Annotated in this window: 8 protein-coding genes; 1 reads left to right on the top strand and 7 read right to left on the bottom strand. The window is 61.9% G+C overall.

Translation table 11 applies throughout. From position 1 onward, the window contains the following. Window positions 1-17: 17 nt before the first annotated feature. The 3 genes from AABM52_RS15750 to mexE are packed head-to-tail and all read right to left on the bottom strand — an operon-like array spanning window position 18 to window position 5884. Window positions 18-1439, bottom strand: coding sequence for a TolC family protein (locus AABM52_RS15750; protein WP_347906661.1), 1422 nt, complete (start codon window positions 1437-1439; stop codon window positions 18-20). Continuing rightward, window positions 1439-4618, bottom strand: coding sequence for an efflux RND transporter permease subunit (locus tag AABM52_RS15745; protein WP_223453878.1), 3180 nt, complete (start codon window positions 4616-4618; stop codon window positions 1439-1441). Before AABM52_RS15745 ends, AABM52_RS15750 begins: the two co-directional genes overlap by 1 nt. A gap of 12 nt (window positions 4619-4630) precedes the next feature. Next, the gene (gene mexE, locus AABM52_RS15740; RefSeq protein ID WP_347906660.1) at window positions 4631-5884 is read right to left on the bottom strand and encodes a multidrug efflux RND transporter periplasmic adaptor subunit MexE; all 1254 of its coding nucleotides are present in this window, start codon (window positions 5882-5884) and stop codon (window positions 4631-4633) included. A gap of 375 nt (window positions 5885-6259) precedes the next feature. Between mexE and AABM52_RS15735 the strand changes: the two genes are divergently transcribed. Next, window positions 6260-7267 (top strand): Ldh family oxidoreductase, encoded by a 1008-nt coding sequence (locus AABM52_RS15735; protein ID WP_347906659.1) that lies wholly within the window; start codon window positions 6260-6262, stop codon window positions 7265-7267. Between the two features lie 61 nt (window positions 7268-7328). Here the strand turns inward: AABM52_RS15735 and AABM52_RS15730 are convergent, their stop codons facing one another. The 4 genes from AABM52_RS15730 to AABM52_RS15715 form a co-directional block, all read right to left on the bottom strand. Next, a complete protein-coding gene (locus AABM52_RS15730) occupies window positions 7329-8909 on the bottom strand; it encodes an aldehyde dehydrogenase (NADP(+)) (protein WP_347906658.1) in 1581 nt (526 codons plus the stop codon). 56 nt (window positions 8910-8965) lie between these two features. Next, the gene (gene abaF / locus AABM52_RS15725) at window positions 8966-10360 is read right to left on the bottom strand and encodes a fosfomycin efflux MFS transporter AbaF (RefSeq protein ID WP_347906657.1); all 1395 of its coding nucleotides are present in this window, start codon (window positions 10358-10360) and stop codon (window positions 8966-8968) included. Between the two features lie 72 nt (window positions 10361-10432). Beyond that, window positions 10433-11350, bottom strand: coding sequence for a dihydrodipicolinate synthase family protein (locus AABM52_RS15720; protein WP_347906656.1), 918 nt, complete (start codon window positions 11348-11350; stop codon window positions 10433-10435). A gap of 125 nt (window positions 11351-11475) precedes the next feature. Further along, the gene (locus AABM52_RS15715) at window positions 11476-12504 is read right to left on the bottom strand and encodes a proline racemase family protein (protein WP_347906655.1); all 1029 of its coding nucleotides are present in this window, start codon (window positions 12502-12504) and stop codon (window positions 11476-11478) included. Window positions 12505-12508 lie beyond the last annotated feature (4 nt).

Raw genomic sequence — 12508 nt, 5'->3', positions numbered from 1 at the left:
AGCGCTTTAAAACCGTATTACTTGCTCGCGACCGTCTCCGGCTGCCAGCCGCCACCGAGGGCCTTGTAGATCGCGACGATGCCGCGATACAGGTCGACTTCAGCCTGGGCCTGGGTGTCTTCGGCCGCCAGGCGTTCACGCTGGGCATCGAGCAGCACGAGGAAATCGGCGGTGCCTTCGCGGTAGCGGATCTCCGCCAGGTCGGCAGCCGAGCGGCTGGACTCGCTCTGGCGAATCAACGAGATCAGGCGCTGTTGGCGTTTGCCGTAGTCGCTGAAAGCGTTTTCCGATTCTTCCAGGGCCAGCAACACTTGCTGCTCGTAGGTCGCCAGGGCGCCTTCAGCATCGGCGTCGGCGCCGCGCAAACGGGCCTTGACGCTGCCCAGGTCAAACGCCGCCCAGGTGATGCTCGGGCCCAGTGCCCAGGCGTTGGCCGCCGAGGAGCCGATCTGCGAACCGCGCCCGGCCGTAAAACCAAGGAAGCCGCTGAGGCTGACCCGAGGGAACAGATCCGCCTTGGCCACGCCGATTCGAGCCGTGGCCGAGGCCAGTTTGCGTTCGGCACTGAGAATGTCCGGACGGCGTTGCAGCAGTTCACCCGGATCACCGATCGGAAGGGCCTTGGCGATCGCCGGCAAGTCTTTCGGGCTCAGGTCCACGCTCAGCTTGTCCGGACGCTCACCCAGCAGGGTGGCAATGCGGTTTTTCTGCCGGATCTGTTCGGCCTGCAATTGCGGCACGCTGGCTTCGACCGACGCCAGTCGCGCATCGGCGCGCTCCACATCGAGCTGGTCACCGACGCCGGCATCACGCAGGCTGATGGTGATCTTGCGTGACTCCTGCTGGTTCTCCAGGTTGGCCAGGGCGATTTTCTCCCGCAGTTGCGCGCCGCGCAGTTGACCGTAGGAATCCACCAGTTCGGCAATCATGGTGACTTGCAGCTGGTACAGATCGGCCTCGAATGCCTGTTGCTCGGCGTTGGCCGACTCCAGGTTGCGCTGGATGCGGCCGAACAGATCAATTTCCCAGGCCATGTCCAGGCCCAGGTCATAGCGTTCGCTGTTGACCCGGTCGGTGGTCTGGCCCGGAATCTGGCCTTTGCCCAGGTCACTGCTGACGCGGCTGGTGATGGTTGGCATGGCGTCGTTGCTGACGTCATCGCGGATCGCCCGCGCCGCTTTCCAGCGGGCGAAGGCGACGCGCAAATCGCGGTTGCCTTGCAGGGATTTAGTCACCAGTTGATTGAGGGTCGGGTCTTCGAACTGTTGCCACCAGATACCTTCGAAACGCGAGCGGTCAAAGTTCTTCTGGCCAGCGGCGCCATCGGTGGCGGCCGTGATGTTGGCCGCCTCGGTGGTTGGCGTCTTGTAGTCCGGGCCCACGGCACAGGCACTCAGGGCCAGTACCAGCAGGCTCGGCAGGAAGGCTTTCAAACTCATCAATGCGACTCCAGCTTCAGGGCGGCCTTGGCGGCTTTGCGTGCCTGGCCGCGCTCGACAAAGTTACGGATCAATACGTAGAACACTGGCGTCAGCAACAGACCGAAGAAGGTCACCCCGAGCATCCCGGAGAACACCGCCACACCCATGGCGTGGCGCATTTCAGCACCGGCGCCGCTGGAGAACACCAGAGGCACGACACCCATGATGAACGCGAAGGAGGTCATCAGGATCGGCCGCAGACGCAGGCGGCAAGCTTCCAGGACCGCAGCCAGCGGGTTGAGGCCTTCCAGCTGTTTGTCCTTGGCGAACTCGACGATCAGAATCGCGTTCTTACAGGCAAGCCCCACCAATACGATCAAACCGATCTGGGTAAAGATGTTGTTGTCGCCACCGGAAGCAATCACCCCCGTGATGGCCGACAGCAGGGTCATCGGTACGATCAGGATCACCGCCAGTGGCAGGCTCCAGCTTTCGTACTGGGCTGCCAGCACCAGGAACGCCAGCAGCACACAGAGCGGGAACACGAACAACGCGGTGTTGCCGGACAGGATCTGCTGGTAGGTCAGGTCGGTCCATTCGTAGGTCATGCCGTTGGGCAGTTCTTCCTTGAGCAGTTTCTCGATGGCTTTTTCGGCCTGGCCGGAGCTGTAGCCGGGCGCTGCCGCACCGTTGATTTCAGCGGTGATGAAGCCGTTGTAGTGCATCACGCGGTCGGGACCTGAGGTGTCGCTGACCTTGATGAAGGTCGCCAGAGGGATCATCTCGCCCTTGTTGTTGCGCACTTTCAGTTGGCCGATCTGGTCGGATTCGAGGCGGAACTGTTGTTCGGCCTGGACGTTGACCTGGTAGGTGCGACCGAAGCGGTTGAAGTCGTTGGCATACAGCGAACCCAGGTAGATCTGCAGGGTGTCGAAGATGTCACTGACGGCGACGCCGTGGGTCTTGGCTTTTTCACGGTCGATGGCGGCATCGACCTGGGGCACGTTCACCGTGTAGCTGGTGAACAGGCCAGCCAGTTCCGGCACGTTGTGGCTCTTGTTGATGATGTTCATGGTTTCCTTGTACAGCTCTTCGTAGCCCAGGTTGCCCCGGTCTTCGATCTGCAGGCGGAAACCACCGATGGTGCCCAGGCCTTGTACCGGCGGCGGCGGGAAGATCGCCATGTAGGCTTCCTGGATGTTCGCGTATTGGCCGTTCAAGGCACCGGCAATCGCACCGGCGGACATGCTCGGGTCTTTACGTTCGTCGAACGGTTTCAAGGTCACGAACACGATGCCGGCGTTCGGGCTGTTGGTGAAACCGTTGATCGACAGGCCAGGGAAGGCCACCGCACTTTCCACGCCAGGCTGTTTCAGGGCGAGGTCGGACATGCGCTTGATCACGTCTTCGGTACGGTCCAGGCTCGAGGCATCCGGCAGTTGCGCGAAGGCCACCAGGTATTGCTTGTCCTGGCCGGGTACGAAACCGGTCGGGGTGCTGGAGAAACCGAAGAAGGTCAGGACCATCAGGCCGGCGTACAGCAGCAGGGCGATGCCGCTGGAGCGGATCACGCGGGCAACGGTGCCGACATAACCATGGCTGGCCTTTTCGAAGAAGCGGTTGAACGGACGGAACAACCAGCCACCGAAAATCTTGTCCAGTACCTTGGAGAAACGGTCTTTCGGCGCGTCGTGGCCCTTGAGCAATACCGCGGCCAGGGCCGGCGACAGGGTCAGGGAGTTGAAAGCCGAGATCACCGTCGAAATCGCGATGGTCAGGGCGAACTGCTTGTAGAACTGGCCGGTCAAGCCGGAGATGAACGCCGCCGGAACGAATACCGCACACAGCACCAGCGCCGTCGCAATGATGGGGCCGGTCACTTCACGCATGGCGCGCTTGGTGGCTTCGACCGGGGTCAATCCGAGTTCGATGTTCCGCTCGACGTTCTCCACCACCACGATGGCGTCGTCCACCACGATACCGATCGCCAATACCAGGCCGAACAGCGACAAGGCGTTGAGCGAGAAGCCAAACAAATGCATCACGGCAAAAGTACCGATCAGCGATACCGGCACAGCGACCAATGGAATGATCGAGGCGCGCCAGGTTTGCAGGAACAGGATCACCACCAACACCACGAGGATCAACGCTTCGAAGAGGGTGTGAACCACCGCCTCGATGGAACCGCGCACGAAGATCGTCGGGTCATAGACGATGCTGAAGTCCATGCCTTCGGGGAAGCTCTTCTTCAGCTCGGCCATTTTTGCCCGAACTTCGTTGGAGATTTCGATGGCATTGGAACCGGGACGCTGGAAGATCGGGATCGCCACCGCCGGCTGGTTGTTCAACAACGAACGCAGGGCGTACTGGCTGGAGCCCAGTTCGACGCGAGCGATGTCCTTGAGGCGAGTGATTTCACCGTTGTCGCCAGAGCGAATGATGATGTTCTCGAACTCTTCCTCGGACACCAGACGGCCCTGAGTGTTGACCGACAACTGGAAGGCCGTGGCATTCGGTGCAGGAGGCGCACCCAGTGCACCGGCCGCCACTTGACGGTTCTGTTCACGAATCGCTGTGACCACATCGGTCGCGGTCAGGTTGCGCGAAGCGGTTTTGTTCGGATCGAGCCACACACGCAGCGAGTAATCGCCCATGCCAAACAACTGCACATCACCGACACCGCCCAGGCGCGCCAGCTCATCCTTGATGTTGAGCAGGGCGTAGTTGGACAGGTACAGCATGTCGTAGCGTTTGTCCGGCGAGGTCAAGTGCACCACCATCGTGAGGTCGGGCGACGCCTTGTCCACGGTGATACCGATGCGCGTCACTTCCTCGGGAAGTTTTGGCTCGGTCCGGGTCACACGGTTCTGCACCTGCACCTGCGCGTTGTCCAGGTCAGTACCCAGGGCAAAGGTGATGGTCAGGGTGATCTTGCCGTCAGCGGTGGACTGCGAGGACATGTACAGCATGTTCTCGACGCCGGTGATGGCTTGCTCCAGCGGAGCGGCAACGGTTTCGCCGATGACTTTCGGGTTGGCACCCGGGAAGTTGGCGCGGACCACCACGGTCGGCGGCACCACTTCCGGGTATTCGCTGATCGGCAGCTGGAACAGCGAGATCGCACCGGCGATCAGGATCAGCAGCGATAGAACCGCTGCGAAGATCGGCCGCGAAATGAAGAATTGGGAAAAATTCATCGTAAAAATCCCTTAACCGCGTGGGGTCGTGGCGGCCAGTTTCACAGCCGTACCCGTTGCAACCTTGGCAGGCGCGACTTGGGGCAGGTTGCTGGCTTCCAGCGCTTGGCGTTGTTGTGCGAGTGCCGCGAGGGTCTGTTCACTGGCCATCGGAATCACTTCAGGGGTGACCGGAGAGCCAGGGCGTACCCGTTGCAAGCCCTTGACGATGATGGTGTCGTCCTTGTTCAGGCCGTTGCGCACGATGCGCAGACCTTCGATCTTCGGACCCAGTTCCACCGCGCGGTAGGCGGTCTTGTTGTCGGCATCCATCACCAGTACGAACTTCTTGCCAAGGTCAGTGCCGACGGCTTCATCATTGATCAGCATGGCGCTGTAGGTGCCGCTGCCCACCAGTTTCAGGCGTGCATACAGGCCCGGGGTGTAGCTGCCATCGCTGTTGTCGAACACGGCGCGACCACGGATGGTGCCGGTTTTCGGGTTGACCTGGTTGTCGACGAAGTTCATGACGCCCTGGTGCGGGTTGCCGTCCTCGTTGGACAGGCCCATGTAGACCGGGGTGGTGGCGCCGCGCTTGCCCTGGCGGGCGAGTTCGGTGTACTTGAGGAACACACGCTCGTCCGCGTCGAAGTAGGCGTACACCTTGTCGGTGGAGACCACGCTGGTCAGCGGGGTGGTGTCGGCGGTCACCAGGTTACCGGCGGTGATTTCGGCACGGCTGACGCGGCCGCTGATTGGCGCCGTCACACGAGTGAAGCTCAGGTTCAGCTTGGCCAGGTCCAGTTGCGCTTGCAGGGCACCGACCGCGGCGCGGGCTTCCTGGGCGGCGCTGGTGCGCGAATCGGCCAGCTCGGCGGAAATGGCGTTGCTGGTGCGCAGGCGCTCACCGCGCTGGGCTTCGTTTTCGCTGCGGGTGGCGTTGGCGCGCGATTGTGCAACCAGGGCTTCGAGGCGGCGGACCTCAGCCTGGAACGGACGCGGGTCGATCTGGAACAGCAGGTCGCCTTTCTTGACCAAGGCGCCTTCAGTGAAGGCCACTTCATCGATCTGGCCGGAGACCCGTGGGCGAATCTGGACGGTTTCCGGCGCTTCGAGGCGGCCGGTGAACTCGTCCCATTCGTTGACCGGTTGTTCCAGCACCTTGGCCACGCTGACCTTGGCCGCTGGCATGCTGGCGGCGGTTTCCGGGGCCTTGCCGCAAGCGCTGATCACCACTACGGCCAACAAAGCCAACGGGAAGCGCAAATGTTTGAGTGACTGTTCCATGGATGCATCCGCCAATGTGTTGAGATTGGCGAATGATGCGCGGCGGGTTTGTATCTCACGAATCGAATGGGGCGAAGGTAACTATCATTCGGAATGATATAAGGCCCAAGCCAGCCCTCTAGCTTGCGCCTTGCGCAGAGGTCTATCAATCAGGTCGATGGCAATTCTGTGTTGCCGCAAAAGCATCAATCAGTCTTGAAACAGAGGTGCGGCCTTCGCGAGCAGGCTCGCTCCCACACTGGATCTCATCAGCCACTGATTTAACGGGGTCAAACTGCCTGCGCTGTGCCGATTTCGTCACCGCCAATGCCCAAACCCATCAAGCCATAACACCTCGGATAGACCACTCTGACCGGTCTGTCCAAGGAGATGACCATGATCCGACTGACCCTGATCGAAGCCCGTGAGTTGGCCGAATCGATCTTGTTGCACAACGGTTTTAATCTGGCCCATGCACAAGCGGTGGCGGCGACGGTGATTGCTGGCGAACGTGATGGCTGTGCCTCCCACGGTTTGTACCGGATTCTGGGGTGTGTGAATTCCCTGCGGGCCGGCAAGGTGTCAGCCGATGCCGAGCCACAGGTGATCGACCAGGCGCCGTCGATTGTGCGGGTGGATGCCGGCGGTGGGTTTTCGCAGTTGGCGTTTCAGGCGGGGTTGCCGTTGCTGGCGCAGAAAACCCGGGCCAACGGCATCGCGGCGTTGGCCATCAACCGCTGTGTACATTTCTCGGCGCTGTGGGTGGAGATCGAGCAGCTGACGGCTGCCGGTCTGGTGGCACTGGCGTGTAATCCGAGCCACGCCTGGGTAGCGCCGGCTGGAGGACGACTGCCGGTGTTCGGCACCAATCCCATTGCCTTCGGTTGGCCGCGTGCGGGGCAAGATCCGTTTGTGTTCGACTTCGCCACCAGCGCGATTGCCCGTGGTGATATCGAACTGCACCGGCGTGCCGGCAAGGCGATTCCCGAAGGTTGGGGCGTCGACGCTCACGGCCAGCCGAGCACCGACGCCAACGTGGTGCTCGACAGCGGCGCGATGCTGACGTTCGGCGGGCACAAGGGTTCGGCGCTGGCGGCGATGGTGGAGTTGATTGCCGGGCCGCTGATCGGTGACCTGACCAGTGCCGAGTCGTTGGCTTACGACGGGGGCAGCAAGTCGTCGCCGTACCATGGCGAGTTGATCATCGCCCTGGACCCTCGGCGCTTTCTGGGGGACGCCACTGAAGAACATTTGGCCCGGGCCGAAACGTTGTTCCAGGGCATTGAGGGGCAGGGCGCACGCTTACCGTCGCAACGACGTTACGCGGCGCGGGTACGCAGCCAGGTGGAAGGCGTGCAAATTCCCGAGGCGCTGTACAACGACCTCACGGCCTTGCTCGCCTGATTGAATCAAAGTGCTCAATCCTGTGGGAGCAGGCTCGCTCCCACAGTTCTTTGCGCGTTTTTTAGATTGAGTCGCGTTGGCTGCAGCCATCCACCAGCTGTGCAATCCCCAGCGGGTTGGCGTTTTTCAAGGCATCGGGTAGCAAGGCGTCCGGGCAGTTCTGGTAGCACACCGGCCGCAGGAATCGCTCGATGGCCAGGCTGCCAACCGACGTGCCACGGGCGTCGGAGGTTGCAGGGTAAGGCCCGCCATGGACCATGGCATCGCAGACTTCGACCCCGGTGGGGTAACCGTTGAACAGTACCCGGCCGACTTTTTGTTCCAGCAGTATCAGCAGGTCCGCATGGGACTGAAGATCCGATGCTTCGCCAATCAATGTCGCAGTCAGTTGCCCGTGCAAGCTGTTCAACGCCTGGCGCAGCTCAACCTTGTCCGCCACTTCAACGATGATGGTGGTCGGACCGAACACTTCTTCCTGTAGCAGCGGATCCCCATTGAGCAGCAGGCTGACGTCGGCCTTGAACAGTTGCGGCCGCGCCTGATTGCCCTGCTGGTCGTGGCCCGCCAGGTGCGTCACGCCCGGATGCTCGAGCAAGGCCCGCAACCCTTTTTCATAGCTGTCGAGGGTGCCGGCATTGAGCATGGTTTGCGCCGGTTGTTCGGCCATCAGGTTGCTGAGTCGCGCAGTGAACACCGTCCATTCAGGGCCGCGAATACCAATGACCAACCCCGGATTGGTGCAGAACTGTCCGCAACCCTGGACCACCGATGCCACCAGTTCACCGGCGATTTTCTCGCCGCGCGCACGCAAGGCTTCGGGCAATACCACCACTGGATTGATGCTGCTCATCTCGGCGAACACCGGGATGGGTTGTTGCCGTGCGGCGGCCATGTCGCAAAGGGCACGGCCACCTTTGAGCGAGCCGGTGAAACCGACGGCCTGAATCGCCGGGTGCTTGACCAGCGCTTCTCCGACACCAGCGCCGTAGATCATGTTGAACACACCCTTGGGCATGTCGGTCTGCTCGGCGGCGCGCAGAATCGCATTGGCCACGCATTCGGCGGTTGCCATGTGCCCGCTATGGGCCTTGAACACCACCGGGCAACCGGCGGCCAGGGCCGCTGCGGTATCGCCGCCGGCAGTCGAAAAGGCCAACGGGAAATTGCTGGCGCCGAACACTGCCACCGGGCCGACGCCGATCCGGTACTGGCGCAGGTCAACCCGTGGCAGCGGCTGACGCTCCGGCAGGGCACGGTCGATGCGCGCGCCGTAGAAATCGCCACGACGCAGGACCTGAGCGAACAGACGCATCTGGCTGCTGGTGCGGCCGCGCTCGCCCTGAATCCGGGCGCTGGGCAGGGCGGTCTCACGGGTCACCAGGGCAACGAACTGGTTATCCAGGGCATCCAGTTGCGCGGCGATGGCTTCAAGGAAGTCCGCCCGGCGCGTCGCCGGCAAGTTGCGAAACGTAGGGTAAGCGGCCGCAGCGGCCTGAGCGGCCGCGTCGACTTCTTGCGCGGTGGCTTGCACGAAAGCGTAGGGCAGTGCTTCGCCGGTGCTGGCGTCGTGGCTGTTCAGGATGATGCCGCCGACGGCGCTGCGCGCTCCGCCGATGTAGTTGTGGCCAAGGATCTCAGACATCAAAAAAGCTCCTGTCGAAAAATGGGGTAGCAACACAAAACCTCTGTGGGATTTACTCAGGCCAGAGAATCGGCCCGGCGTGGGCTAGTCGGGGCTGGGTCCAGCGCAGCAACCCGCGCCGCCGACTCGGCATCCACCTGGCGCAATGACTTGCCACGGGTCTCGCGGGTCAGGCCGACAGCCACTACGGAAATCAGCGCGGCGCCCACCAGATACCAGGCGATCGGAGTCGAGCTCTGGTACTTGTTGAGCAAGGTGATGGCGATCAGCGGTGCCAGGGAACCGGCGAAGATCGGCGCCACCTGGTAGCACAGGGACAGGGCGGTGTAGCGTACGTGGGTCGGGAACAGTTCAGCCATCAGCGCCGAGTAAGGCGCATAAGTCATCGACTCGATGGCCAGGCCCAGGGTGATGGCGGCCATGATCAGCCAGTTGTTGCCGGTGTCCATCATCGGGAAACCGATGAAGCCCCAGAACGCTGTGAGCACCGCGCCGGTCAGGTACACCGGCTTGCGCCCGACGATGTCCGACAGGTAGCCCATCAGCGGGATCAGGAAAAAGTGCACCAGGTGCGCGCCGAACATCAGCAGCAGAATTTGCGAAGTGTCCTTGTGCACCACCAGTTTCAGATAGGTAATCGAGAACGTCACCACGGTGTAGTAGAGGATGTTCTCGGCAAAGCGTGCGCCGATTCCCACCAGCACCGAACGCCAGTGATGACGCAGCACCTCCACCACGCCGAGCTGTTGCTGTTTGGTCTGTGCCTGACGGGCCTGGGCTTCCTTGAAGATCGGCGCGTCATCGACGCTGGTGCGAATCCAGTAACCGATCAACACGACGACCGCCGAGAACCAGAACGCCACGCGCCAGCCCCAGGCAAGGAACTGTTGTTCTGACAGGTTCGACGACAACAGCAGCAGGGCGACCGTAGCCACGAGGTTGCCGGCCGGCACACCGGCTTGCGGCCAACTGGCCCAGAAGCCCCTTCGATTGTCCGGGCAGTGTTCGGAGACCAGCAGAATCGCGCCACCCCATTCGCCACCGAAAGCGAAGCCCTGGATCAACCGCAGCAGCACCAGTAGCACCGGCGCTGCGTAACCGATCTGCTCGAAGCCAGGCAGGCAACCCATCAGGAAGGTGGTGATGCCGACCACTACCAGGCTCAGTTGCAGCAGGCGTTTGCGGCCGAATTTGTCACCGTAGTGACCGAATACCAAACCGCCCAACGGCCGGGCGAGAAAGCCGACCGCGTACAAGGCGAAGGCGGCGATGATGCCGTCGATGGGGTTGTCGGTCTGGCGGAAGAACAGCTTGCCGAAAACCAATGCCGAGGCGGTGCCGTAGAGAAAGAATTCATACCATTCGGCGACGGTGCCAGCCATGGCTGCGGCCACTACGCGTTTGAGTCCCGAGGGTGTGGTTGCGCTTTGCGTGTGTTGAGGATTCGACATGCTGACGTACCTTGTTTAGGCGCAAAAAACGGGCAGCCGGGCCGGGCCAGTAAAGGCCCGCCCGACAATCACTCAGAGACCGACGTCCGGCAGTTCCGGGCGGTTGGCCAACGCCTTGGCCATGATCTGCTCGACGAATACGCGGTCGGCTTCCGGCAGGGCCAGGCGTGGCGGACGGGTCAAGGCGCTGCCGCGACCGGCGATGGCTTCACACAGCTTGATGCACTGCACCAGGTCGGCACGGGCATCGAGGTGGAGGATCGGCATCAGCCATTCGTAGATCGGCATGGCTTCGGCGAAACGACCGGCCTTGGCCAGGCGGAAGATGGTTTCGCCTTCTTTCGGGAACACGTTGGACATGCCCGAGACCCAACCTTCGGCACCCACGGCGATGCTCTCCAGCACCACGTCGTCGAGGCCGGCGAACAGCACGAAACGGTCACCGACTTCGTTGCGCACGTCGATGAAGCGGCGGGTGTCGCCGGAAGAATCCTTGAAGCACACCACGTTGTCGCAGTCGGCCAGGGAAATCAGGATGTCCGGGGTGACGTCGTTCTTATAGATAGGCGGGTTGTTGTAGACCATCAGCGGCACGTCGGCGTTTTTCGCCACGTAGCGGTAATGCTCGGCGGTCTCGAACGGCTTGGAACCGTAGACCAGCGCCGGCATCAGCATCACGCCATCGACGCCGACCCGGCGTACGGCATTGGCGACCTTGGCCGCTTGTATGCTGGTGAACTCGGCCACACCGCAAATCACCGGTACGCGACCACGGGCGGCATCGACAGCGACCTCAGTCACGGCGATTTTTTCTTCAGCGCTCAGCGAGGTGTTTTCACCTACCGAGCCACACACCACCAGGCCGGACACGCCGTCGCGGATCACGTTGGAAATCACCTGATGGGTTTTTTCCAGGTTGATGGAGAAGTCATCGTTGAATTGAGTGGTCACTGCGGGGAAGACGCCACTCCAGTTAATGCGCTTGCTCATTGTTGCCTCCGGTTCGTTAATTGTATTTCGTATACGATATTAAAAATGACAATGCTCGGCTAGTGCTTTTTTGGGTTTTCAGGGGTTTTTACTGGCCGTTGGTCTGGGGTTCAGGGATTGCGTGATCAGGCGCCGGGCCAAGTGTCGGACAGGCGATAGCCTTGTGGCCACGGATCGCTAGGGTCGAGCAGCAATTGATGGGTGCCGGTGATCCACGCCCGGCCGGAAATGCACGGGTAAATCGCGGCGCGGCCGGCGACTTCGGTCAGCGAATCAATGCGGCAGTGGAACTCGGAGCCGATAATCGAACGGCCGACAAAACGCTCGCCAACCTGCATCAAGCCTTTGGCGTGCAACACCGCCATGCGCGCCGAGCAACCAGTGCCGGTGGGGGAGCGGTCGATCTTGCCCGGTTGAATCACCACCGCATTGGCGCCGGTGGCGATGCCGTTCTCATTGACGATGGGCGCGGCGATCTGGCAGAAGGAAATGTGCGACCACTCGGGATTCAGCGGATGCACGAAGCCCAGTTGTTCGTTGGCCGCTCGAGTGATTTTCAACCCGACCGCCACCAGATCGGCCGCTTCATCCGGGCGGATGGAGAAACCCAGGCCTTTGGCATCGGCAATCACAAAACTGTCGCCACCATAAGCGGTGTCAACCTTCAGCGAGCCGATGCCTTCGACTTCAATCCACGCATCCAGTCGATCAGCGAAGGACGGCACGTTTTTCACTTCCACCCGTTGCACCTTGCCATCCCGGCAGTCGGCCACCGCTTCGATCAGGCCGCCGGGCGCTTCCAGCACCAGGCGGGTTTGCGGCTCGGTCATGGGCAGGATGCCGCTGTCGAGCAATACGGTGGCGACGCACAACGAGTTGGAGCCGGACATCGGCGGGGTGTCCGCCGGTTCCATGATGATCCAGGCCATCTGCGCCCGTGGGTCCTTGGCCGGGACCAGCAGGTTGACGTGGCGGAACACGCCGCCGCGGGGTTCGTTGAGGACGAAGTTGCGCAGGGTTTCGTCCCGGGCGATCCAGCGCGACTGTTCCCACACGGTGGCGCCGGGCGGCGGGGCGACACCACCCACGATCACGTCGCCGACTTCGCCTTCGGCGTGGCAGCTGACTACATGAATGACTTTTGATGAACGCATGGTT

Origin of the sequence: Pseudomonas grandcourensis (assembly GCF_039909015.1) — a bacterium.
GTDB classification, from domain to species: domain Bacteria; phylum Pseudomonadota; class Gammaproteobacteria; order Pseudomonadales; family Pseudomonadaceae; genus Aquipseudomonas; species Aquipseudomonas grandcourensis.
Note: the sequence above shows the minus strand (reverse complement) of the source record. Positions and strands in the feature narration are given on the sequence as shown.

Coding starts and splice junctions, on each gene's coding strand:
- AABM52_RS15750 (WP_347906661.1), bottom strand. CDS start 1,439: ATGAGTTTGAAAGCCTTCCTGCCGAGCCTGCTGGTACTGGCCCTGAGT.
- AABM52_RS15745 (WP_223453878.1), bottom strand. CDS start 4,618: ATGAATTTTTCCCAATTCTTCATTTCGCGGCCGATCTTCGCAGCGGTT.
- mexE (WP_347906660.1), bottom strand. CDS start 5,884: ATGGAACAGTCACTCAAACATTTGCGCTTCCCGTTGGCTTTGTTGGCC.
- AABM52_RS15735 (WP_347906659.1), top strand. CDS start 6,260: ATGATCCGACTGACCCTGATCGAAGCCCGTGAGTTGGCCGAATCGATC.
- AABM52_RS15730 (WP_347906658.1), bottom strand. CDS start 8,909: ATGTCTGAGATCCTTGGCCACAACTACATCGGCGGAGCGCGCAGCGCC.
- abaF (WP_347906657.1), bottom strand. CDS start 10,360: ATGTCGAATCCTCAACACACGCAAAGCGCAACCACACCCTCGGGACTC.
- AABM52_RS15720 (WP_347906656.1), bottom strand. CDS start 11,350: ATGAGCAAGCGCATTAACTGGAGTGGCGTCTTCCCCGCAGTGACCACT.
- AABM52_RS15715 (WP_347906655.1), bottom strand. CDS start 12,504: ATGCGTTCATCAAAAGTCATTCATGTAGTCAGCTGCCACGCCGAAGGC.